Origin of the sequence: Streptomyces ochraceiscleroticus, assembly GCF_000720485.1 — a bacterium.
Taxonomy (GTDB): Bacteria; Actinomycetota; Actinomycetes; order Streptomycetales; family Streptomycetaceae; genus Streptomyces; species Streptomyces ochraceiscleroticus.
In genome coordinates this window covers 228567-250850 of sequence record NZ_JOAX01000020.1, presented here as the reverse complement: position 1 = coordinate 250850, position 22284 = coordinate 228567, and the positions used below count along the sequence as shown (strand labels likewise).

The 22284-nt window shown below is 72.2% G+C and carries 18 protein-coding genes; 11 read left to right on the top strand and 7 right to left on the bottom strand.

Going from position 1 to position 22284, the window contains the following annotated elements; translation table 11 throughout:
* Positions 1–75: 75 nt before the first annotated feature.
* Entirely contained in the window at positions 76–1437 is a 1362-nt protein-coding gene (locus IG84_RS0124355; RefSeq protein WP_031061163.1) for an MFS transporter, read from the top strand.
* Here the strand turns inward: IG84_RS0124355 and glgX are convergent.
* Positions 1391–3520: a glycogen debranching protein GlgX gene (gene glgX, locus IG84_RS0124350; protein ID WP_031061161.1), complete on the bottom strand. Its 2130-nt coding sequence runs from the start codon at positions 3518–3520 to the stop codon at positions 1391–1393. The genes IG84_RS0124355 and glgX overlap by 47 nt on opposite strands.
* Positions 3521–4048: 528 nt before the next feature.
* Between glgX and IG84_RS0124345 the strand changes: the two genes are divergently transcribed.
* Entirely contained in the window at positions 4049–5287 is a 1239-nt protein-coding gene (locus IG84_RS0124345; protein ID WP_031061159.1) for an SAV2148 family HEPN domain-containing protein, read from the top strand.
* A 76-nt stretch (positions 5288–5363) separates the two neighbouring features.
* Here the strand turns inward: IG84_RS0124345 and IG84_RS0124340 are convergent, their stop codons facing one another.
* Positions 5364–6128 carry an SDR family NAD(P)-dependent oxidoreductase gene (locus IG84_RS0124340; protein WP_031061158.1) on the bottom strand — a complete coding sequence of 255 codons (765 nt, stop codon included), beginning with the start codon at positions 6126–6128 and terminating at the stop codon, positions 5364–5366.
* 177 nt (positions 6129–6305) lie between these two features.
* On the opposite strand from IG84_RS0124340, the gene IG84_RS0124335 reads away from it, so the two are divergent.
* Complete coding sequence (locus IG84_RS0124335) at positions 6306–7016, top strand: 3'-5' exonuclease (protein WP_031061151.1); 711 nt, start codon at positions 6306–6308, stop codon at positions 7014–7016.
* A gap of 50 nt (positions 7017–7066) precedes the next feature.
* Here IG84_RS0124335 and IG84_RS0124330 read toward each other — a convergent pair whose 3' ends face one another.
* From IG84_RS0124330 to IG84_RS0124320, 3 genes are all read right to left on the bottom strand, one after another.
* On the bottom strand, positions 7067–7414 hold the full coding sequence (locus IG84_RS0124330) for a VOC family protein (protein ID WP_031061149.1): 348 nt from the start codon (positions 7412–7414) through the stop codon (positions 7067–7069).
* 33 nt (positions 7415–7447) lie between these two features.
* Positions 7448–8326: an SAM-dependent methyltransferase gene (locus IG84_RS0124325; RefSeq protein ID WP_078649296.1), complete on the bottom strand. Its 879-nt coding sequence runs from the start codon at positions 8324–8326 to the stop codon at positions 7448–7450.
* A gap of 378 nt (positions 8327–8704) precedes the next feature.
* Positions 8705–9616, bottom strand: a complete 912-nt coding sequence (locus tag IG84_RS0124320; protein WP_051862316.1) for an aminoglycoside phosphotransferase family protein — start codon at positions 9614–9616, stop codon at positions 8705–8707.
* 371 nt (positions 9617–9987) lie between these two features.
* On the opposite strand from IG84_RS0124320, the gene IG84_RS0124315 reads away from it, so the two are divergent.
* The 6 genes from IG84_RS0124315 (at position 9988) to IG84_RS0124290 (ending at position 16178) form a co-directional block, all read left to right on the top strand.
* Positions 9988–10917 carry a carbohydrate ABC transporter permease gene (locus IG84_RS0124315; RefSeq protein ID WP_031061139.1) on the top strand — a complete coding sequence of 310 codons (930 nt, stop codon included), beginning with the start codon at positions 9988–9990 and terminating at the stop codon, positions 10915–10917.
* A complete protein-coding gene (locus IG84_RS0124310) occupies positions 10914–11822 on the top strand; it encodes a carbohydrate ABC transporter permease (protein ID WP_031061136.1) in 909 nt (302 codons plus the stop codon). Before IG84_RS0124315 ends, IG84_RS0124310 begins: the two co-directional genes overlap by 4 nt.
* Positions 11823–11845: 23 nt before the next feature.
* Positions 11846–13156 (top strand): ABC transporter substrate-binding protein, encoded by a 1311-nt coding sequence (locus IG84_RS0124305; protein WP_031061133.1) that lies wholly within the window; start codon positions 11846–11848, stop codon positions 13154–13156.
* A gap of 312 nt (positions 13157–13468) precedes the next feature.
* Entirely contained in the window at positions 13469–14671 is a 1203-nt protein-coding gene (locus tag IG84_RS0124300) for a S8 family peptidase (RefSeq protein ID WP_031061131.1), read from the top strand.
* A gap of 177 nt (positions 14672–14848) precedes the next feature.
* The gene (locus IG84_RS0124295; RefSeq protein WP_245659557.1) at positions 14849–15871 is read left to right on the top strand and encodes a LacI family DNA-binding transcriptional regulator; all 1023 of its coding nucleotides are present in this window, start codon (positions 14849–14851) and stop codon (positions 15869–15871) included.
* 13 nt (positions 15872–15884) lie between these two features.
* Complete coding sequence (locus tag IG84_RS0124290; protein WP_031061126.1) at positions 15885–16178, top strand: YkvA family protein; 294 nt, start codon at positions 15885–15887, stop codon at positions 16176–16178.
* 70 nt (positions 16179–16248) lie between these two features.
* Here IG84_RS0124290 and IG84_RS0124285 read toward each other — a convergent pair whose 3' ends face one another.
* Both IG84_RS0124285 and IG84_RS0124280 read right to left on the bottom strand, forming a co-directional pair.
* On the bottom strand, positions 16249–17310 hold the full coding sequence (locus tag IG84_RS0124285; RefSeq protein ID WP_031061124.1) for a glycoside hydrolase family 43 protein: 1062 nt from the start codon (positions 17308–17310) through the stop codon (positions 16249–16251).
* Positions 17311–17339: 29 nt separating this feature from the next.
* On the bottom strand, positions 17340–19880 hold the full coding sequence (locus IG84_RS0124280) for an alpha-L-arabinofuranosidase C-terminal domain-containing protein (RefSeq protein WP_051862315.1): 2541 nt from the start codon (positions 19878–19880) through the stop codon (positions 17340–17342).
* A gap of 252 nt (positions 19881–20132) precedes the next feature.
* Between IG84_RS0124280 and IG84_RS0124275 the strand changes: the two genes are divergently transcribed.
* Together IG84_RS0124275 and IG84_RS0124270 are read left to right on the top strand one after the other, a co-directional pair.
* Positions 20133–21293: a mandelate racemase/muconate lactonizing enzyme family protein gene (locus IG84_RS0124275; protein WP_031061120.1), complete on the top strand. Its 1161-nt coding sequence runs from the start codon at positions 20133–20135 to the stop codon at positions 21291–21293.
* Positions 21290–22279: a zinc-dependent alcohol dehydrogenase gene (locus IG84_RS0124270; protein ID WP_031061118.1), complete on the top strand. Its 990-nt coding sequence runs from the start codon at positions 21290–21292 to the stop codon at positions 22277–22279. The genes IG84_RS0124275 and IG84_RS0124270 overlap by 4 nt, the downstream gene beginning before the upstream one ends.
* The last annotated feature ends 5 nt before the right edge of the window (positions 22280–22284 follow it).

The following is a 22284-nucleotide window of genomic DNA, read 5'->3' as shown; positions in this document are numbered from 1 at the left end:
GCGGGGTGTGCCCCGTTTTTCGTTCGTACGTCCTGCCCATACGGGGCACGCCCGCCGGCCCGATAGCGTCGGGCGATGACCGCTGTACTGGCCACCTACCGCACCGTGCTCGCCACGACCGGCCCGGTGCTGCCCGCCGTCTCCTTCCTCGGCCGGCTGCCCACCGCCATGTGTCAGCTCGGCAGCGTCCTGCTGGTCACCGAGACCAGCGGCAGCCTGGCGACGGCCGGCGTGGCCGGTGGCGCGCTGGCGGCCGGGCAGACCGTGGCGGGGCCGCTCATCGGCCGGCTCGCCGACCGGCACGGGCAGCGCCCGGTGGTGCTGGCGGCCTGCTGGGCCAACGCGCTCGCCGTCACTGCCCTCGTACTCGCCGCGCTGTCCCACGTGGCGACGCTCCCGCTGGCCCTCCTCGGGCTGCTCGCCGGGCTGACGGTGCCCCAGGTGGGACCGCTCGCCCGGACCCGGCTGGTCGCCCTCGTACGGCGCTCCGGGGCCGACGAGCGCACGGTGAACGCCGCGCTCTCCTGGGAGGGCACGCTGGACGAGGTCTCCTTCGTGCTGGGCCCGGCGCTGGTGGGCGTGGCCGCGGCGGTCGCGCACCCGGCCGTCGCGCTCGCCCTCGCGGCGCTGCTCCTCGCGACGTGCGGCTCGGCGTTCGCGCTGCACCGGACGGCGGGGGTGACGGCGCCTGGCGCGCGGGAGGCGCACGCTCCCGTGGCGCACGGCCGCACCGCACGCCTCCCCTGGCGGCTCTTCCGGCCCGGACGACACGCCGAAGCGCGAGAAGCCCGCAGGACGGCCCGGCGCGACCGCCCCCGCATCCCGGCGGGCGCGCACGCGCTGCGGGTCTCCATGGCCCTCCAGGGCGCCATGTTCGGCGCCTCGCAGGCCGGCATCACCGCGCTCACCGAGCGGCTCGGCGCTCCCGGCCACGCGGGCCTGGTCTACGCGGCGATGGGCGTGATGAGCGCCGTGGCCGGGCTGTCGCTCGTCCTCGTGCCGGCCCGGATCGGCCTGCCGGCCCGCTGGCGGGCCGCCGCGGTGGGCCTGACCGTCCTCTCCGTACCGCTGCTGTTCGTCGGCTCCCTGGGCGCGCTGTACGCGGTGGTCGTGGTGCTCGGCGTGGCCTTCGCGCCGCACCTCATCACGATCTTCGCGCTCACCGAACGGTTGGTGCCCGCGCGCCGGATGGCCGAGTCGATGGCCTTCCTGACCAGCTCGGTCGTCGGCGGGCAGGCGCTCGCGCTGGCCCTCTCGGGGCGGCTGGCCGAGTCGTACGGCCCGCCGGCCGCCTTCGCCGTCGCGGTCGCCGCCGCCGTCCTCGTGCTGTGCCTGGCGCTGACCGTCCGGTTCCGCACGCGTCCGGAGAGCGCGGGCGCACCGCTCCCGGTCAGGCCGGCCGCTGAAGCACCATCAGGCTCCGCGGCACCAGGGTGAGCGTGTCGCCGGCGCGCACCTTCGGGCCGCCCTCGGCGACCTTCTCCGGGCGCGCGGTGTCCACCACGGCCTGCCACTGCCGGCCGTGGTCCATCGGCACGGTGAACTCCTTCTCCTCGCCATGCGCGTTGAACAGCAGCAGGAACGAGTCGTCGGAGATCCGCTCCCCGCGCTTGCCCGGCTCGGAGATCGCGCTCCCGTTGAGGAACACCGTCAGCGACTTGGCGTGCGCGGCCTGCCAGTCCCGCTGCCGCATCTCCTCGCCCTCGGCCGTGAACCACGAGATGTCCGAGAGCTCGTCGTGCGTGCCCTCCATGGGGCGGCCGTGGAAGAAGCGGCGCCGCCGGAACACCGGGTGGTCACGCCGCAGCCACACCATCTTGCGCACGAACTCCAGCAGTCCCAGCGCCTCCTGGTCCTGGCCGTCCTCGCCCTCCTTGGGCCAGCGCACCCACGCCAGCTCGTTGTCCTGGCAGTAGGCGTTGTTGTTGCCCTGCTGGGTGCGCCCGAACTCGTCACCGTGGCTGAGCATCGGCACGCCCTGCGAGAGCATGAGGGTGGCGATGAAGTTGCGGATCTGCCGGGCACGCAGCTCCAGCACTTCGGGGTCGTCCGTCTCGCCCTCGGCGCCGCAGTTCCAGGAACGGTTGAAGCTCTCGCCGTCCCGGTTGTCCTCGCCGTTGGCCTCGTTGTGCTTCTCGTTGTACGAGACCAGGTCGTTCAGCGTGAAGCCGTCGTGGCAGGTCACGAAGTTGACGGAGGCGAGCGGCCGGCGCCCGTCGCCCTGGTACAGGTCGGACGAACCGGTCAGCCGGGACCCGAACTCCGCGAGGGTGCGGGGCTCGCCGCGCCACAGGTCGCGCACGGTGTCGCGGTACTTGCCGTTCCACTCGGTCCACAGCGGCGGGAAGTTGCCCACCTGGTAGCCGCCCTCGCCCACGTCCCACGGCTCGGCGATCAGCTTCACCTGGCTGACCACCGGGTCCTGCTGGACCAGGTCGAAGAAGGACGACAGCCGGTCCACCTCGTGGAACTGCCGGGCCAGCGTGGCCGCGAGGTCGAAGCGGAAGCCGTCCACCCGCATCTCGGTCACCCAGTAGCGCAGCGAGTCCATGATGAGCTGGAGCACGTGCGGGCTGCGCATCAGGAGGCTGTTGCCCGTGCCCGTGGTGTCCATGTAGTACCGCGGGTCGTCGGTCAGCCGGTAGTACGAGACGTTGTCCAGCCCCCTGAAGGACAGCGTCGGCCCCATGTGGTTGCCCTCGGCCGTGTGGTTGTAGACCACGTCGAGGATGACCTCGATGCCTGCCTGGTGCAGCGCGCGCACCGCCGACTTGAACTCCAGCACCTGCTGGCCGCGGTCGCCCCAGGAGGCGTAGGCGTTGTGCGGCGCGAAGAAGCCGATCGTGTTGTAGCCCCAGTAGTTCGCCAGGCCCTCGTCCGCCAGCCGGTGGTCATTGACGAACTGGTGTACGGGCATCAGCTCCAGTGCCGTGACCCCGAGCGTCCGCAGGTGGTCGATGATCACGGGGTGGGCCAGCGCCGCGTACGTACCGCGCAGCTCCTGCGGGAGCTCCGGGTGCAGCATCGTCAGGCCCTTGACGTGCGCCTCGTACATCACGGTCTCGTGGTAGTCCGTACGCGGCGGCCGGTCGTCGCCCCAGTCGAAGTACGGATTGACGACGACCGACGCCATCGTGTGCGGCGCCGAGTCCAGGTCGTTGCGGCTCTCCGGCTTGCCGAAGTGGTAGCCGTAGACCGCCTCGTCCCAGTCAATGGTGCCGCTGACCGCCCGGGCGTACGGGTCGAGCAGCAATTTCGCCGAATTGCAGCGGAGACCCTTGGCCGGCTCGTACGGGCCGTGCGCCCGGAAGCCGTACCGCTGCCCCGGCATGATGCCGGGCAGATATGCGTGACGGACGAACGCGTCGGACTCGCGGAGCTCGACCGCTGTCTCCGAACCGTCGTCGTGCAGCAGACACAGCTCGATACGTTGTGCCGCCTCGGAGAACACCGCGAAATTGGTGCCCGCACCGTCGTACGTGGCACCTAGCGGATACGCCTGTCCCGGCCAGACCTGCATGCGTCGACTCTTCCACTTCCTAGAGGGGTGCCGCGACGGACTGACGACCGCGGACCAAACCGGAATTCTTCCCCGATGAGCGACGAACAGTGGGATGTTCGCGAGATCTTCGCCGAAAGGCAGGCAACCTGCCGCGAAACAGGGTCCTCCGACCGGGGGAACGGTCAGGTGTCCGACCGCAGATCGCCATGTATGACGACATGACGCGTCGTAAGGGGCCTCATGGGCGTGTCGCGACTCCTGAGCAATCACTTTCGGCCTCGTTCCCGAGTGCCTCCGGAGCCGCGCGAGACCCCTGACGAGGAGCGTGACGAGGGGAGAGTCCGCCGGGACTCCCGTGCGGCTCCCGGTGACTCCGCCATGACGGCGCTATGACTCCGCTCACGCCCCCCTTCCCTTTCCGGACACAACGGGCACAGAGAATAAGGGGAGTTGGTGGAAGAGTCGGCGCATCGGGCTGCACCCCCTCCCGGACCCGCAGTAGGGTGCCTTGATCGTTGGCACGGAGGTTCGGAAGGCGGTGTACAGGTGAGCTCGGGCGGGTTGGAGTTGCCTCCTGGTGACGATGGTCATGAGGGCGGCTCCATCGACGCACCGCCCGGTGCGGTGTCCCTCGCACGCCCCCTGGAGATCGGGGCGGAACTGGAGTGGGGCGCCGATGCCTGGAGCGAGGTCCGCACCCGCGCCAGACGCGCCGGGCGTGCGTACATCTGGCTGAATCTGGTCGAACAACGGCTGCGCGCCGTTGTCGCGGCCGTGCTGCGCCCCATTTACGAGCCGGTGCACGGCGACGAGTGGGTGGTCGCGGCCGCCGGGCCCGCCGGGCAGGAGTGGGTGCACCGCGCGGTCGCCGTACGGGAGGTCAGCCGCCGCAAGGGGTACCTCCTGGACCCCGCCGACGACAACATCCTCAGCTTCCTCACCCTCCCGCAGCTCCGTGAGCTGATGGTCCAGCACTGGCCCTGCTTCGAGCCGTACTTCGATGACCGGCGCGACGTCGAGCTGGGCCTGGACGAGCTGGAGGTGGCCCGCAACATCGTCTCCCGCAACCGCGCGCTCTCCGAGACGGTGCTCGCCCAGGCCGAACGCGCCTCCGCGCGCCTCCTGGAGATACTCGGCTCCGGCATCGGCACCCGTACGGCCGGGCGGCTGCCCATCGACGCCGTCGAGGACCTGGTCGGCGACCGCTACGCCGACGTCGTCGGCGTCCACTCCGACCGGGTGCGCCTGCAGCGCCAGCTGCCCGCCGAGGACCTCTTCGGGGGTGCACGGCGGCTCGACGCGGTCGGGATAGGGCTGAACCTCCTCGTACAGAACTACTCGGGCCGCCGGCTGGTCCGGCTCGCCGAGTCCGGCTGCCGGGTACGGCTGCTCTTCCTCAACCCGGCCAGCAGCGCGGTGCGCCGCCGCGAGCGGGAGCTGGGCCTGAAGAAGGGCGAGATGAGCCGCTCGATCGAGAGCAACATCATGCACATGCGGCGGGTGCGGGCCCGGCTGCGCGACCCGGGCGCGTTCGAGATCCAGGTCTTCGACGAGACGCCGCGCTTCACGGCGTACCTCGTGGACGGCGACGGCCCGGACGGCCTGGCCGTCGTCCAGTCCTACCTGCGCAAGAGCCGGGGCATGGAGGTGCCGGTCCTGGTGCTGCGCGGCGGCGGCCGGGAGGTCGTGCGCCACGAGGACGGCCGGGAGAGCGACCACGGGCTCTTCGAGGTGTACCGCGAGGAATTCGAGAGCGTGTGGGCGGACGCGCGGCCGGTGTCGTGACGGGCTGCGGCCCCGCGGGTCCCTCGGGCCCCGCGAGGGCCTCTGCGGCCGTCGCGGGGTGTCCGTGGCCGGTGGCTCAGGGTGTGCCCGTGATCCCGCCGTCGACGCGCAGCTCGATGCCGTTGACGTAGTCGGCGAGGGGGCTCGCGAGGTACAGCACCGCGCCCGCGATGTCCTCCGCGCGCCCCAGCCGGCCGACGGGATTGGGCGCGTACTGAGCCGCACCCTCCGCCACGGGCTCGCCGCGCTCCTCGAACATCCGGCGCATCGAGGGCGTTTCGATGACGCCCGGGCTCACGCAGTTCGCCGTGATTCCCGTACCGGCGAGGTGCTGGGCCAGGCTCGTCGTCATGTTCACCACCGCGGCCTTGGCTGCGGAGTACTCGACCATGTTCGGCAGGGGCGTCCGCACCGCCCGGCTGCCGACGTTGATCACCCGGCCCCAGCCGTGTGCGCGGAGCGACGGCAGCAGCGCCTGCGTGACGCGCGCCGCGGACAGGACATTCCCCTCGAAAGCGGCCCGCCAGTGCGCGTCCCGTACGCCGTCCCAGTCGTGCTCGGCGAACGGGCCCGCGTTGTTGACCAGGATGTGCACCCCGAAGTCCCGCGCGGCGGCGGCCACCCGCTCCGCGCCGTCCGGCTCGCCGAGGTCGCCGAGCACCACGTCGGCGCGGACGCCGTGCTCCGCGGCGCGGCGCGTGACCTCCTCGGCGGCTGCCGCGTTCCGCCCGTGCACCAGCACGTCGCAGCCCTCGGCCGCCAGCAGCGCGGCGACCGCCGCCCCGATCCCGCCACTGCTCCCGGTCACCAGCGCCGCCCGCCCGGCCAGTTGAAGATCCATGCCGGCCACCCTAGGGGCGCATGCCCGGGGGGCGGGGCGGGATCCGGCGGCGTTGTCAGTGGTGCGTGGGAGAGTAAAGGCACACGAGATCGCGGACGGACGAGGCCGGCGGATCGCGCGGGCCGCAGCGGCCGTGATCGCGTGCGACACGGGGGACGCACCACTGAAGGAGGCCGCATGAGCTGGCACAAGGAACCGCTGGTCGGCTTCGACCTGGAGACCACGGGCACCGACGTCGAGACCGACCGGGTCGTCACCGCGGCCGTCATCCGGCTCGACGCGGCGGGGCGGGCGGCGCCGGCGCTGAGCTGGGTCCTCGACCCGGGCGTGCCGATACCGTCCGAAGCGGCGGCCATCCACGGCTTTTCGACCGACGCCGTGCGGCTGCGCGGCCGCCCGGCGGCGGAGGGCCTGGCGGAGATCACGGACGCGCTCGAGGCGGCGCTGCGCGCGGGGACACCGCTGGTGGTGATGAACGCCCGGTACGACCTCTCGCTGCTGGACCGCGAGTGCCGCCGGCACGGCATACCGCCGCTGTCCGACCGGCTCGGCACGGACCCGGCCCCGGTCGTCGACCCGCTCGTCCTCGACAAGCACCTCGACACGTACCGGAAGGGCAAGCGCACCCTCCAGGCGCTGTGCGCGCACTACGGCGTGGCGCTGGACGCGGCGCACGAAGCGGGCGCGGACGCCGTGGCCGCGGTCGAAGTGGCCCGCCGCATAGGCGCGAAGCACCCGGAGGTGGCCGGCCTGACGCCGCCGGCCCTGCATGCCCTGCAGCGCAAGGCGGCCGCCGACCAGGCCGCCTCCTTCCAGCGCTACTTGCGCCGCACGGCCGACCCCGCGGCCCGGGTGGAGGCGGCCTGGCCGCTGATACCGCAGGGGTGACGCCGCGCGGGTGACGCCGCTCCGGGGGAGCGGGCGGGGGAGAGCGGGCGTCAGCGGTGGCCGAGCACGTTGACCACCCGGCCGTTGGGGTCGCGGACGAAGAAGCGGCGTACGCCCCACTCCTCGTCCTGCAGCGGGTGGACGATCTCGGCACCGTTTTCCCGCATCACCGCGTAGGCCGCGTCCACGTCGTCCACCTCCACGCTCATGTCGGGCACGACCGGGGCCGTCCGGTCGCTCGTGAAGAAGCTGACCTGGGCGGTCGGGCTGGACGGGGAGGCGAGAGTCATGACCCAGCCGAGATTCATGACCTCCTCGAAGCCCAGGAGGCCGTAGAAATCACGGCTTTCGCCCACCGCTTCGGACTGGACGTTGGGCACGACACGGCGAATGGCCATCGGTGTCTCCAAGTGAGAGGACGGAAAAACACCTTAGGGGCGCGGGGCGGGCCCGACCGGGACGAGAGTGAGGTAGGCGATGCCGAGGAGACCGCGGTAGCCCGTCAGCCAGGAGGCGCGGTGGGCGTCGGCCCGTTCGCGGGTCTCGGGGGCGAGCGGGTGGTCGGGGTGGGCGGCCAGCCACTCCTCGACGTCGCAGCGGTAGCCGGACTCGAACGCCTCCCACTCGTCGCGGTTCGCCGTCTCCACCCAGGCCGGGCGGAAGTCCTCCTCGACGGCGAGGTCGACGAGTTCGGCCAGGCTGAGGTGGTCCTCGGCGGTGGCCCCGGGCCACATCCGGGCCAGTTCGGCCGCGGCCGGCGGGCGCTGCCAGAAGCCCTCCCCGTACAGCACGCGGCCGCCGGGGGCGACGAGGCGGCGCAGTTCGCGCAGTACGGTGCGGAAGTTGTTCGGGGACTCGGGGCCGGCCACGGCATGGCCGGAGCCGAGGCAGAGCACGAGGTCGGCGGGGCCGCGGGTGGTGCCGTGTCCGGACTCCTCGGCGAACTCCACGCGGCCGGCGAGCCCGCGGGCCGCGGCGTTGGTCCGGCCCCTGGCCAGGTCGTCGGCGTTGAGGTCGATGCCGAGCCCGGTGGCGCCGGGCGTCGCGTCGAGCACCCGCAGCATGAACTCGCCCCAGCCGCAGCCGAGGTCGAGCACGGTGGCCGGGCGTGCGGCGGCGAGCCGTTGCACCATCCGCGCCGCCCGCTCCTCGGACAGCGGCCCGTGGAAGGCGAGCCGGGTCAGCCGCGGGGGCCCGTTACCGTCGGGGCCGGTGGCGGACGGGGCGGCGCTTGTGTCGGTCGCGGCGTCCGGGCCGCGGCCCGGCGGTGGCGCGTCCGCGCGAGGTGCGGGAGGTGTGGTGTCGGGCATGGGGCGGGACGCTAGCCCGCGGACGGCCACGAACGGTACCGAATATCGCGGCGGCCGCGAACGGCTGCCGATCGGCCCGGCCGGCCGTCAGCTCGACCCCGCAGACCGGCTGGCTCTCAGACCGGCCCCGCAGGCCGACTGGCCGCTAGATCGGCTCGGCAGAGCGGCTGGCCGTCAGCTCGCCCCCCAGACCGGCCGGGTTGGCCGACCGGCCGTCAATCGGCCCCCCAGGCTGGCCGGCGGTCAGATCGGCTCGTCAGATCGGGCCGGCTGGCCGACGGGCCGTCAGCTCGGCCCCGTAGGCTGGCCGACGGGCCGGTCAGACCGTCTCCGCAGGCCGACCGACCGTCAGCTCGGCCCCCGCGAGCCGGTCGGTCCTCAGAACGGGTACCACCGCACCGCCGCGTCGCCCTCCCTCAACGAGGCGACCCGGCGGCGGAATTCCTTCAGGGCCGCGGGGTTGCCCGGGGCGTGCTGGGAGACCCAGGCGCAGCTCGCGGTCTCGCGGGAGCCGCGGAGCACGGCGCAGCCCTCCCAGTCCCGCACGTCCCAACCGTAGGCCTGTACGAAGGTGTCGTACGCGTCGGCGCCCAGGCCGTACCGGTCGCGGCTGAGCGCCATGACCACCAGGTCGTGCTCGCGCAGGTCGCGCGAGAAGGTCTCCAGGTCGACCAGGACCGGGCCGTCCGGGCCGACATGGACGTTCCGCGGGATCGCGTCGCCGTGGATGGGGCCGCGCGGCAGGTGCGGCTCCAGGGCCGAGGCCGCGGCGGCGAACGCGTCCCGGCGGCCGCGCAGATACTCCGCGTCCTCCCGCGACACCGCGTCCCCCGCCAGCCGCAGCCAGCGCTCCACGCCGCCCAGCAGCTCCCGCCGGGGCAGCGCGAACGGCGGCTCGGGCAGCGCGTGCACCCGTCGCAGCAGCTCGGCGAGGTCACCGGGCCCCGCAGGCCGTACCGCCTCGGGCAGCCGCTCCCAGAACGTCACGGGGTGGTCGTCCACGAGCCGCGCCGTCGGCTCCGCCGCGCGCACCGCCGGTACGCCCGTCTCCGCCAGCCAGCCGGCCACCCGCAGCTCCCGCTCGGCCCGCTCCAGCAGCTCGGCGCTGCGGCCCACGCGGATCACGGGGCCGGCGTCGCCGAGCGCGAAGACCGCGTTCTCGCCGAGCGCGAGCAGCTTGGCGTCCGCCGCGGCGTCCGGCCTGCCGGCCGCGGCCAGGACGTCCCGTGCGCGCGCTTCCGTGAAGGGCGTGCCCGTCGTGGCGTCCGCTCCGCCACTCGCCTCGGTCATGGTGCTGCCTCCTGCGCTCCGTGAGCGGTGTCGCTGACGCTCCGGTGGTTCCATCAGCCGCTCGGTCGCTCCGGTGTTTCGATCACCCACAGTCTCTCAGGCGGCTCTGACAACCAGCCCGCACAGGCCCCGCGTCCGCACAGGCCCCGCATCCGCACAGGCCCCGCGTCCCCACCCACCCCCACGTCCGTCCAGGTCCCCCGGGCCCTACAAGCCCCGCCCACTGCCTTGACGGCACCCCCCGCTGTCACGACGATGACGACGGCTGTTCGTGCGGCTGTTCGTGTGTCCGGGCGCGCGCGGCCGTTCCGTATCGGATGTACCGGATCAGCCGGACACATCGGACCGAGCCGCGCCAAGGAGCCCCTGCCGTGACTCTCATGACCGCGGCGAAGCGGTCAGCAGGCCCCCGGGCCGGTGCCGGACCGCGCCGCGACCACGGTGTGTGGTTCCTCGTGCTGCCCGCGCTGATACCGATCCTCGTGCTGAGCGTCGGCCCGCTCCTCTACGGGGTCGCGCTGGCATTCACCGACGCGCAGTCCGGGCGTACCGAGCCGACCCAGTGGGTGGGGCTGCTCAACTTCGCCGACCTGTTCCGCGACACGCTCTTCTGGGACTCCTTCCGCATCGGGCTGGTCTGGGCGCTGGGCGTCACCGTCCCGCAGTTCTTCCTGGCGCTCGGCCTCGCGCTGCTGCTCAATGAGAAGCTGCGGCTGCGCTGGCTGGCCCGGGCGCTGGCCATCGTGCCGTGGGCGATGCCCGAGGTCGTGGTCGGCATCATGTGGCGGCTCGTGTACCACCCGGACGCGGGCGTGCTCAACGAGACGCTGCGCGGCCTCGGGCTCGGCGACGGCCGCGACTGGCTGAGCGGCCTGGCGACCGCGCTGCCCGCCGTCATCGTCGTCGGCATCTGGTCGGGCCTGCCGCAGACCACCGTGCCGCTGCTGGCCGGCCTGCAGAACGTGCCGCGCGAGCTGCACGAGGCGGCGGCCATGGACGGCGCGGGCGCCTGGCGGCGGTTCCGTACGGTCACCTGGCCCGCGCTGCGCCCGGTGGCGCTGGCGATCAGCGCGCTCAACTTCATCTGGAACTTCAACTCCTTCGCGCTGGTCTTCGTGCTGACGGACGGCGGCCCCGGAGGGCGCACCCGGCTGCCGATGCTCTTCGCGTACGAGGAGGCGTTCCGGTACGGGCAGTTCGGCTACGCGGCGGCGATGGGGCTCGCGATGGTCGCCGTCGTCGCGATCCTGCTGGCCGTGTACCTGGCCGGCCGGCTCAAGGGCGAGGAGGCCCCCCGATGACCGCCGGCGCCGACCGCCCCGCAGCCACCCGCCACGTCCCCGCCGCCGGCGGCCGCAGGCGTGCCCCCGGCCGCCGCAAGCGCACCGCCGCCCGGGCCGCCCAGTACCTCGCCCTCCTCTGCTACCTGCTCTTCCTGCTGCTGCCGTTCCTGTGGCTGGTGTCCACCGCCTTCAAACCCCCGCGCGAGCTGGGCAGCATCGATCCGACCTGGGTGCCGCACGACCCGACGCTCGCCAATTTCCGTGCCGCGTTCGACGAGCAGCCGCTGCTGCGCTCGGCCGCCAACAGCCTGCTCGCGGCGGCCGGGGCCGCGCTGCTGGCCGTCGTGGTGGCCACCCCGATGGCGTATGTGCTCGCGCGCTTCCGTACGCGGCTGGCGCGGGCCGCGACCGGGTGGGTGGTGGTCAGCCAGGCGTTCCCTCTGGTGCTGGTGATCATCCCGCTCTTCCTGCTGCTGAAGGCCCTGCACCTGGTGGACTCGCTCGGCGGGCTCACCCTCGTGTACGTCGTCTGGTCGCTGCCGTTCGCGCTGTGGATGCTCACCGGGTACGTACGGGCCGTGCCGGCCGAGCTGGAGGAGGCGGCGGCCGTGGACGGCGCGGGCCGGGTCCGCACGCTGGTCTCCGTGACCGCGCCGCTGCTCGCGCCCGGGATCGTCGCCACCGGGCTGTTCGCCTTCATCACCGCCTGGAACGAGTTCTTCTTCGCGCTCGTCCTGCTCAAGTCGCCGGAGAATCAGACGATGCCGGTCGTCCTCACGCACTTCCTCGGCGCGGAGGGCGCCGCCGACCTCGGCCCGCTCGCCGCCGCCGCGCTGCTCGCCACGGTGCCGAGCCTGCTCCTCTTCGCCGTCATCCAGCGCCGCATCACGGGCGGGATGCTGGCCGGGGCGGTGAAGAGCTGATGCCCGCTCCCGCCCGCGCTCCGATGCGCCGCCGTACGTTCCTGGGCGCCGCGGCCGCTCCCGTACTGGCGGCCGCGCCCGTACTCGCGGGCTGCTCCGGCGGCTCCAAGGCGTCCGGACCCCGCCGCCCCCTGCGCTTCCAGTCCCTGGCCTGGCAGGCGGAGTCCGTACGGGCCAACAAGGCGCTGGTGGCCGAGTGGAACCGGCAGCACCCCCGCAGCCCCGTCGAGTACGTGCAGGGCGCCTGGCCCACCGTCCACGACCAGCTCCTGACCGCCTTCGAGGGCGGCGAGGCGCCGGACATCATCCACGACGCCTCCGACGACCTCGCCGACTTCGCGTACGGCGGCTACCTCGCCGACCTCACCGGGCTGCTGCCGGACCGGCTCGCCGCCGATATTCCGCGGCACAGCCTGCGGACCGGCACCTTTCAAGGGCGCCTCTACGGGGTGCCGTTCCTCCAGGAGCCGCGCGTCCTGATCGCCAACCGGAAGCTGCTGCGCGCCGCCTCCAGGGTGCGCGTGCCCACACCGGACCGACCCTGGAGCTGGGCCGAGTTCCGGGCGGCGGCCAAAAAGCTGACCAGGGACGGGGGCCGGGACGGGCACCAGTACGGCGTCGCCTGGCCCCTGAAGGAGCCGGTCTCCGCGACTCTTAACCTCGCGCTGTCCACCGGCGGCCGGCTCTTCCACCGCCGCGCCGACGGCCGCGCCGAGGTCCGCTTCGAGGCGGCCGACCAGGTCGTGCCGCGGACGGTCCACGACCAGGTGCACGCCGACGGCAGCGCGGCCCGCGCCACGCTCGGCATGGGCGGTTCGGACACGCTCCCCGGTTTCTTCGCCGGGCGGTACGCGATGGTGCCGCTCGGCTTCTCGTACCGGCAGCAGATCGTTCAACAAGCCCCCAAAGGGTTCGAGTGGACGGTGCTGCCGGCGCCCATGGGGAGCGCGCACGCCCAGGGCGTGAGCCCGCAGACGCTCTCGATCGCCGCCGACTGCCCGCGCAAGGAGGAGGCGATGGCGTTCCTCGCCTTCCTGCTGCGCCCGGAGAACATGGCGCGGCTGGCGCTCGGCGACTGGATGCTGCCCACGGGCACCGAGGCGCTGCGCGACCCCCGGCTGCGGGTGGTGAAGTACGGCTGGGCCACGGGCACGGCGCTGGCCGGCACGCTCCGGGCCGCGCCCGCGCAGTCCGTACGCGGTTATCCGGAGTGGAAGGACAAGATCGCCACGCCGGGGCTGCAGGAGTACTACAGCGGCGCGATCGGTCCGACGGAGCTACGGAACCGACTTGTCGAGGACGGCAATCTCGTCCTCGCCCGCTACCAGCGCTGAGCGCCATCCGCCACCAGGCACCCGCTACCAGCCCCGCCCGGGACCCGCTCCGGAAGGCGTTTGTTGCCCCATCTTGCTGAAATGTAACGGGAGTTGAGGCAACCAGAGTCAACTCGGGTGCTCAATTTGACCGGGTGTGACGGTATTTGCATTTTTGCAAGGTTGTTGCCTATGTCACACCCGTGGGGGAGTCTTGAATTGGACGCGTCAATCAGTCAGGGTTTCGAACCAGCCCGGCGCAGATTTTTTCGTGCAACCGGGCTGCAACGCAACGCTTTCCCCCCACACCATCAAACGAGGAGAACCCTCGCTATGGCTCACAAGCGTTCCAGCAAGAAGCGGCTGATCACCGGCATAACCGCCGTCGTCGCCGCGACCGGTATCGCCGCCGTCACCGCGGTCACCGCCGACGCCAGCCCCGCCGAGGGCAGGATCTATGGCGCGAGCGCCAAGTCCGCCGTCAGCGGCAGCTACATCGTCATGCTCAAGGACCAGGCCCGTACGGCCGAGAACAAGGACCTCGCCGCGGAGTACGGCGGCAAGGTCAAGCGCTCCTACAGTGCGGCCATCGAGGGCTTCTCCGCCACCGGCCTGAGCGAGACCGAGGCCAAGCGGCTCGCCGCCGACCCGGCCGTCGACAAGGTCGTCCAGAACAAGAAGTTCTCCATCGACGGCACCCAGGACAACCCCCCGTCGTGGGGCCTGGACCGCATCGACCAGGAGGACACGGCCGGCGACAGCAAGTACAACTACCCGGACAGCGCGGGTGAGGGCGTCACCGCGTACGTCATCGACACCGGCGTGCGGACCACGCACAAGGACTTCGAGGGCCGCGCGTCCTCCGGCTTCGACGCGGTCGACGGCGACGACAACGCCGATGACGGCAACGGCCACGGCACGCACGTCGCGGGCACCATCGCCGGTGCCGCGCACGGCGTCGCCAAGAAGGCCAAGATCGTGGCTGTCCGCGTGCTGGACGACCAGGGCTCCGGCACCACCGAGCAGGTCGTGGCCGGCATCGACTGGGTCACCAAGAACCACCAGGGCCCCTCGGTCGCCAACATGTCCCTCGGCGGCGGCGCGGACGAGGCGCTCGACGCGGCCGTGCAGAAGGCCGTCGACTCCGGTGTCACCTTCGGCGTCGCGGCGGGCAACGAGTCCACCGACGCGGGCCAGGGCTCGCCGTCCCGCGTCAAGGACGCCATCACGGTGGCCGCCAGCGACAAGGACGACAAGCAGGCGGACTACTCCAACTACGGCAGCATCGTCGACATCTACGCCCCCGGTACCGACATCACCTCGGACTGGAACGAGGGCGACGACGCCACCAACACCATCTCGGGCACCTCGATGGCCACCCCGCACGTCGTGGGCGCCGCCGCGGTCTACCTGGCGGGCCACCAGGACGCCAAGCCCGCGGACGTCGCCACGGCGCTGACCGAGGGCGCCACCCCGGACAAGATCTCCAACCCGGGTGAGGGCACGCCGAACAAGCTGCTGAAGATCGTCGAGTAAGCAGCCTCGGTACGTCAGTAAGCCCTCAGCACATCGAGTAAGTCGGGCAAACAGCCCTCGACATCCGCGCCCGGCACCGGAACACCGGGCGCAACCGCCGGCCGTCGCGCTCGCCCCCACGGGGCGCGGCGGCCGGCGGCGTCGAGCGGGAAAGGCGGAGTGCGTAGCATGGCGGGTGTGGCGCACACGGTGGGTATCAAGGATGTCGCACGCCAGGCCGGCGTCTCCATCGGCACGGTCTCCAATGTGATCAACCGTCCCGACATGGTCGCGAAGGAGACCCGCGAGCGGGTGCAGGCGGCCATCACCGCGCTGGGCTACGTCCGCAGCGAGTCGGCGCGTCAGTTGCGCGCGGGCCGCAGCCGGATCATCGCGCTGCTCGTGCTCGACATGGGCAACCCCTTCTTCGTCGACGTCGCGGCGGGCGCGGAGCGCGCCGCGCGCAAGGAGGGGCTGGGCGTGATGCTCTGCAACAGCGCCCAGAGCCCGGCCGAGGAGGCGGAGTACCTCTCGCTCTTCGCCGAGCAGCAGGTGCGCGGCGTGCTGATCACGCCGGCCGACCTGACCGGCGGCACGCTCGCGCGTTTCCGGCCGCGCAACATCCCGCTGGTCTTCGTCGACCGGGTCCTCGGCAGCGCGGAGGGCTGCTCGGTCTCGGTGGACGACGTGGCCGGCGGCGCGCTGGCCGCCCGGCACCTCGTCGAGCAGGGCCACGAAGGGCTGGTCTACGTCAGCGGGCCGATGTTCCTGACCCAGTGCCAGGACCGGCGTACGGGGGCGATGCAGGCGCTGCGCGAGAGCGGCCTGCCGGAGTCGGCGCTGCGGCACATCGAGGCGGAGCGGATGGACGTCGCGGCGGGCCGGGACGCGGGCGCCCGGCTGCTGGGCATGTCGCCCCGGCCGACCGCGGTCTTCTGCGCCAACGACCTGCTCGCGCTCGGCGTCTTCCAGGCGCTCTACGGCGCCGGGCTGGCGGTCCCCGACGACATCGCCCTGGTGGGGTACGACGACATCGAGTTCGCCGCGGCCGCCGCCGTGCCGCTCACCTCCGTACGGCAGCCCGCCCGGCTCATGGGGCGGACGGCGGCCGAGATGCTGATCGAGGAGACCGGCGACCGGGCGGCGGACCACGAACACCGGCAGGTCGTGCTCGCGCCGGAGCTGGTGGTCCGCGCCTCCACGCTGGCCGCCCGCGGCTGACCGAGGAGGCGGGATGAGCACCGAAGCGTGGATCGTCGTGGTGGTCGCGGGGGTGCTCGTCCTGGCGACGGTCGTCCTCGCCGTCCGTCTTCTGGTGCGGCTGGTCCGCGCCCGCGGGCTGCTGCGCGATGCCGGCGTCCCCGTGCAGAACAAGGCGGTGTTCTGGGGCGCGGTCCTTTACCTCGTCTCCCCGGTCGACCTGCTGCCGGACCCCGTGTACCTCGACGACATCGGCATCCTGTTGCTGGCGCTCCGCTCGCTGCACACCGCGGCCGCGTCCGCCGGGCTGCGTGCCCGCCGCGACTGAGCACCCGGCCGGACGAGTGTCCGGCCCGCACGGCGGCCGCGGCGGCCCCGTCACGCCGCGGCCGGACCGCTCAGCGGACGGTGTCCGCGACCGGCACTCCGAAGTCCGGTGTGCCGTCGGCGCGCCAGCCCAGGGTCTGGACGCGGGTGTGCCGGTTGGGGTCGTTCAGCGGGTCGCCGGTGATGTCCTTGTACTGCCGCGCGTGGTAGACGAGGACGTCGGTGCGGCCGTCCTCGGCGACCGTGAAGGAGTTGTGCCCCGGGCCGTACTGGCCGGTGGTCTCGTTGCTGGTGAAGACCGGTACGGGCGACTTCGTCCAGGAGGCCGGGTCCAGCAGGTCGGCGCGCGCGTCCGCAGTGAGCAGCCCCATGCAGTAGTTGCTGTCGGTGGCGCTGGCGGAGTACGTCATGAAGACCCGGCCGTTGCGGATGAGCACCGACGGCCCCTCATTCACCTTGAAGCCGCGGGTCTCCCAGTCCAGCGTGGGCGAGGAGAGCCGCACGGGCGGGCCGCCGAGCGTCCAGGGGTTGGCCAGCGGAGCGATGTAGAGGTTGGAGTTGTTGACGATGCCCGGCTCCTGCTGGGCCCAGATCAGATACCGCCGGCCGCGGTGGGTGAAGGTGGAGGAGTCCAGCGAGAAGGTGTCCCAGGCGGTGGCGATCTGTCCCTTCTCGGTCCAGGTGCCCCGGAAGGGGTCGGGGTGGGAGTTCTCCAGGACGTACATCCGGATCTTCCAGATGTCGTCGGACCGGCCGGCCGCGAAGTAGATGTACCAGCGGCCGTCGATGTGGTGGATCTCCGGCGCCCAGATGTGGGCGGCCATCTCGCCGGTGGTGTGCTTGCGCCACAGTACGGTCTCGTGCGCGTCCGTGAGGCCGCGCAGCGTACGGGACCGGCGCAGCACGATGCGGTCGTACTCGGGGACGGTCGCGGTGAAGTAGTAGAAGCCGTCGGTGTGGCGGTGGATGTGGGGGTCGGCGTGCTGTCTGACCAGCGGGTTCGGGTACGTCGCCGCGGGCCGGCGGCGGCCGGCGGGCGCGGCGTGGGCCGCCGTGGCGGGCAGCCCGGCGGCCGCGGTCACGGCCAGCGTGCCCAGCAGCACGGCTCTGCGGCTCGGTTCGGTACGGGACATCCGGTGCTCCTTCGTGGCGGGTGGGCGGATCAGCCGGTCTTCTTGATCCGCAGGAACGTGACCGAGTGGGCGGGGAAGGTGTGCGTGAACTGGCGGCCGATGCCGCGCAGGGTCGACTGCCGGGGCGCGATCGGCTGTGCGTCGGCGGTGTTCACCGCGTCCGGGTCGCCCTGGAGCGTGGTCAGCCGGGCGGTCGAGGCGACCTTGGTGCCGAGGTCGATCCGCGTCCGGGCGGCCGCGTCCTGCGCGTTGACGACCTTGACGATCAGCTCGCCGGTCTTCTTGTCCTCGGTCACGACCTGGCGGAAGGGCTCGGCCTTGGCGTCGTCGGTGAAGGAGCCCCACTTCTTGCCGTCGAGGTAGAGCGTCACCTGCCGCCCGCGGACCTGGACCTTCAGGTCGTAGCTCCGGCCGGTCTCGATCTTTGTGCCGTCCTCGGTGCCGGCCATCGTCTGCTTGGCGCCGCCGGTGGTCTTCTCCACGGCGGAGCGGGTGTTGCCCCAGCCGCCGAGGTTCCACCAGTAGTGGTTGCCGGTGTCCTTGACGCCGAAGGCGACCATGAAGCCCTCCTTGCCGGACTTCTTGGTGGCCTTCACATGCAGGTCGTAGTTCTGCCAGCCGGGGTCGCCCGCGGTGACCAGGGTGTTCTCGGCCGCGGCGTCGGACTGGACGTATGCGCCGTCCTCGACCTGCCACGTGCCGCGCCCGGCCGCCTTCGTCCACTTGCCGTCGCCGTTCGAGAAGTCGTCGCTGAGGAGCGTCTTCCCGTCCGCGCCGGTGACCGTCACGTCGTCGTACGCGGCACTGGTCGCCCAGGTGGACAGGCCGATGGCGCCGGTGATCGGGGCGGTGGTGGCCGGGGTGCCGGAGGCGGTGCTCGGGACGACCCGGTCGCCGGCGTTGTTCATGAACAGCTTCTGGACCTCGTAGTTCGCCGAGCCCCAGGACCGCTGTCCGTCGAACCAGATCATGTCGGGGCGCCACTGCACGGAGTCGGTGCGGGCGAGCAGCGGGGCGTACGAGGCGAGCTTGACGACGTCGGCGTTGCGTTCCAGGCCGGTCATGTACGCGGCCTCGGACAGTGCGTTGCCGAAGCGGTTGTCCTGGGAGGCGTACTCGCCGAGGAAGACCTTGGGGCCGTTGCGGTCGTAGGAGTCGTAGCGCTCGTTGTTCTCGAGGAACCACTGCGGGCTGTTGTAGTAGTGCTCGTCGACCATGTCGACCTTGGCATCGCGGTTGAGCTGCCAGGCCCGGTCGAAGATGGTGCCGCTGTCATCGGGGCCCGAATTGCTGATGACGGTGACGTCCGGATACTTGGCCTCGATGGCGGCGCGGAACTCCTTGAAGCGGGCGAAGAACGCGTCGGGGAGGTTCTCCTCGTTGCCCACCTCCAGGTGTGTGAGGTGGAAGGGCTTCGGGTGGCCCATCGCGGCCCGCTTCCTGCCCCACTCCGAGGTCACCGGGCCGTTGGCGAACTCGATCAGGTCCAGGGTGTCCTGGACGTGCCGCTTCAGCAGCGCCGGATCGTCCGTCACCTTGTTCTCGCCGCACCCGGTGACCAGCGCGGGGACCACCGGCAGCGGCATCGCGCCGATGTCCTCGGCGAACTGGAAGTACTCGTAGTAGCCGAGGCCGTAGGACTGGTTGTAGCCCCAGAAGTTGGCGTTGGTGGCGCGCTCCTCGACGGGGCCGATGGTGTCCTTCCACTGGTACGAGCGCCTGCGCTGGTAGCCGGATGCCTCGTCGTACCCTTCGTGGCTGCCGGTGTTGACCAGGCAGCCGCCGGGGAAGCGCACGAAGCCCGGGTCGAGCGCCGCGATCTTCTCGGCGAGGTCCTTGCGCATCCCGTTCGCGCGGCCCTTGTAGGTGTCGCGGGGGAACAGGGAGATCATGTCGAGCGCGACGGGGGCGCCGGACGCGACGGTGAGCCGGCCGGTGGCGGAGGTGCGGGAGGCGGTGAAGGTTGCTGTGTACTTCGCCCAGCCGCCCCGCGCGGTGACGCGGCGGGCGGCCGCCAGCTCGCCCGAGGAGTCCCGCAGGGTGAGGGTCAGGGGCGCGCCGGCCGCCTCGCCGGTGCGGGCCCAGACCGAGAAGTCGTACCGCTCGCCCTTCCGCACCGCGATGCCGGTGCCGTAGCCGGAGTTGGTGACGGATGAACCGCCGTCCACGGAGAGGTAGTTGCGGTTGCGGGCGTTGAGCCGGCCGTCGTCGTTCACCACCTTCGCGGAGCCGGTCGTGTCCCACGAGGTCAGCGGCGTGTAGGAGGCGTTGTCGGCGCGGTCGTACTCGAAGGAGCGGTTCTGGACCTGCTCGGCGTACAGGCCGCCGTCCGCCGCGCGGTTGATGTCCTCGAAGAAGACGCCGTACAGGGTGTCGTCGATGGCCGGGCCCTGGTGGGCGGGGTCGACGTTCAGGGTGTAGTCGGTGGGGTCCGCGGCCGCCGGGGGAGCGGCGAGGGCGGGCACCGCGAGGGCGAGGGTCAGCGCCCCGGTGAGGAGGGTGAGCCGCCCGCGTCTTCGCGGCCGTGACCGTGGCGCTGCGGATGCGGACGAGGGTGCCGTGGTGGGCATGGTGCGCTCCTTGACGGGCTGTTCGAAGGAACGGACTGTTCGAGATATCGGACATTGCTCGGGATATCGCCCAGTGAGGATTGCGTCCGACCTGTCACCCCGTCAACACCTCTGAGCGCGACCGCGAAATCCTGCGGGGACCGTTGACACCGCTCCCGTCGTGGCATTACCTATCTCGCAGCATTTCGAACGTGTGACGAAATTTCGAACGCTAAGCAGTCGGACACCGCGAGCCGTGAAGGGGCACCTCCCGTGCGCATCACCGGAATCAGCACTCATGTCGTCGGGACGCCCTGGCGCAACCTGACCTACGTCCAGGTCCACACCGACGAGGGGCTCACCGGCGTCGGCGAGACCCGCATGCTCGGCCACACCGACGCGCTGCTCGGCTACCTCCGCGAGGCCGAGGCCAACCACATCGCGGGCTCCGACCCGTTCGCCGTCGAGGACCTGGTGCGCCGCATGAAGTACGGCGACTACGGGCGGGCCGGCGAAATCGTGATGTCCGGCATCGCGTGCGTGGAGATGGCCTGCTGGGACATCAAGGGCAAGGCGCTGGGGGTGCCCGTCTGGCAGCTGCTGGGCGGCAAGGTCACCGACAAGGTCAAGGCGTACGCCAACGGCTGGTACACCACCGAGCGCACCCCGGAGGCGTACCACAAGGCCGCCCAGGCGGTCGTCGAGCGCGGCTACCGGGCGCTGAAGATCGACCCGTTCGGCACCGGGCACTTCGAACTCGACCACGAGGAGACCGTGTACGCGGTCTCGCTGATCGAGGCGGTACGGGACGCGATCGGTCCCGAGCGGGAGCTGATGCTGGAGATGCACGGCCGCTTCAGCCCGGCCACCGCCGTCCGGCTGGCCCACGAGATGGCGCCCTTCAAGCCCGCGTGGCTGGAGGAGCCGGTACCGCCGGAGAACCTCAAGGCGCTGGAGAAGGTCGCCGCCAAGGTCGACATCCCGGTCGCCACCGGCGAGCGCATCCACGACCGCATCGAATTCCGCGAGCTCTTCGAGTCGCAGGCCGTCGACATCATCCAGCCCGACGTCGGCCACCTCGGCGGCATCCTGGAGACCCGCAAGCTCGCCGCCACCGCCGAGACCCACTACATGCTGGTCGCGCCGCACAACGTCGGCGGCTCGGTGCTCACCGCCGCCTCCCTCCAGGTCGCCGGCTGCACCCCGAACTTCAAGATCCTGGAGCACTTCAACGACTTCGCCGACGCGGAGATCAAGAAGGTCGTGAAGGGCGCCCCGCAGGTCGTCGACGGCTACTTCCAGCTCTCCGAAGCGCCGGGTCTGGGCGTCGAGCTGGACACCGACGCCGCCGCCGAATTCCCGCAGCAGCAGGCCCGGTTCGACCTCTGGGCCGAGGGCTGGGAGAAGCGCGACCCCACCGGGGCCGGCCGGTGACCGGCCGCGCGCTCGTCCTGGACGCGCCCGGCTCGTACCACTTCGAAGAGGCCGAGCCGGCCGCGCCGGGCCCCGGCGAGGTCCGCGTCCGGGTGCACGCTTCCGGTGTCTGCGGCAGCGACCGCGAGCTGTACCAGGGCACGCGCCCGGCGGGGTACGTGCGGTACCCGGTGGTCCCCGGGCATGAGTGGTCCGGCACGGTCGAGGCGGTCGGCCACGGCGTGCCGGAGGCGCTGCTGGGCCGGAAGACCGTCGGTGAGGGCTTCCGCAACTGCCAGGTGTGCGCCCGCTGCCATGCGGGCGAGACGACGCTGTGCACGGCCGGGTACGAGGAGACCGGGTTCACGCAGCCCGGCGCGATGGCCGACACGCTGGTGCTGCCCGCCCGGCTGCTGCATCCGCTCGCCGACGGCGCCGACCTCACGGCCGCCGCGCTCCTGGAGCCCGCGGCCTGTGTCGCGGCCGCGGCGCTGAAGGCCGAAGCGCGGCCGGGGGAGCGGGTGGCGGTGGTCGGCACGGGCACGCTCGGCATGATCGCCGTACAGTTCCTGGCCGCGGCATCGCCCGCCGAGCTGCTGGTGGTCGGCCTCGGCCGGGACCGGGAGAAGCTCGCTCACGACTTCGGGGCGACCTCCTTCCGTACCGCTGACGAGCCGCTGCCGGACGACTTCGACGTGGTCATCGAGGCCGCCGGATCGGCCGACGCGGCCCGCACCGGGGCCGGACTGCTCCGCCGCGGCGGCCGGCTGGTCCTCACCGGCCTCCCGGCCCCGGGCGCCACCGGCCTGGACCCCACCGACCTGGTCGTCCGCCAGACCGAGGTGCGGACCGTCTTCGGCGCCCCGCCCGCCGCCTGGGCACACGCCGTGCGCGCCTTCGACGCCGGACTGCTGGACCTGCTGCCCCTGGTCACCCACCGCCTGCCGCTGGAGGGCTTCGCGGAGGCGATGGCGCCGGGCGCCGGAAAGGTACTGCTGCACCCCTAGGCACG

Excerpts from the sequence above, each read along its gene's own strand:
- IG84_RS0124305 (WP_031061133.1), top strand. The coding sequence starts at position 11,846 with ATGCGCCGCCGTACGTTCCTGGGCGCCGCGGCCGCTCCCGTACTGGCG.
- IG84_RS0124290 (WP_031061126.1), top strand. The coding sequence starts at position 15,885 with ATGAGCACCGAAGCGTGGATCGTCGTGGTGGTCGCGGGGGTGCTCGTC.
- IG84_RS0124335 (WP_031061151.1), top strand. The coding sequence starts at position 6,306 with ATGAGCTGGCACAAGGAACCGCTGGTCGGCTTCGACCTGGAGACCACG.
- IG84_RS0124355 (WP_031061163.1), top strand. The coding sequence starts at position 76 with ATGACCGCTGTACTGGCCACCTACCGCACCGTGCTCGCCACGACCGGC.
- IG84_RS0124280 (WP_051862315.1), bottom strand. The coding sequence starts at position 19,880 with ATGCCCACCACGGCACCCTCGTCCGCATCCGCAGCGCCACGGTCACGG.
- IG84_RS0124325 (WP_078649296.1), bottom strand. The coding sequence starts at position 8,326 with ATGCCCGACACCACACCTCCCGCACCTCGCGCGGACGCGCCACCGCCG.
- IG84_RS0124300 (WP_031061131.1), top strand. The coding sequence starts at position 13,469 with ATGGCTCACAAGCGTTCCAGCAAGAAGCGGCTGATCACCGGCATAACC.
- IG84_RS0124285 (WP_031061124.1), bottom strand. The coding sequence starts at position 17,310 with ATGTCCCGTACCGAACCGAGCCGCAGAGCCGTGCTGCTGGGCACGCTG.
- IG84_RS0124340 (WP_031061158.1), bottom strand. The coding sequence starts at position 6,128 with ATGGATCTTCAACTGGCCGGGCGGGCGGCGCTGGTGACCGGGAGCAGT.
- IG84_RS0124320 (WP_051862316.1), bottom strand. The coding sequence starts at position 9,616 with ATGACCGAGGCGAGTGGCGGAGCGGACGCCACGACGGGCACGCCCTTC.
- IG84_RS0124310 (WP_031061136.1), top strand. The coding sequence starts at position 10,914 with ATGACCGCCGGCGCCGACCGCCCCGCAGCCACCCGCCACGTCCCCGCC.
- IG84_RS0124330 (WP_031061149.1), bottom strand. The coding sequence starts at position 7,414 with ATGGCCATTCGCCGTGTCGTGCCCAACGTCCAGTCCGAAGCGGTGGGC.
- glgX (WP_031061161.1), bottom strand. The coding sequence starts at position 3,520 with ATGCAGGTCTGGCCGGGACAGGCGTATCCGCTAGGTGCCACGTACGAC.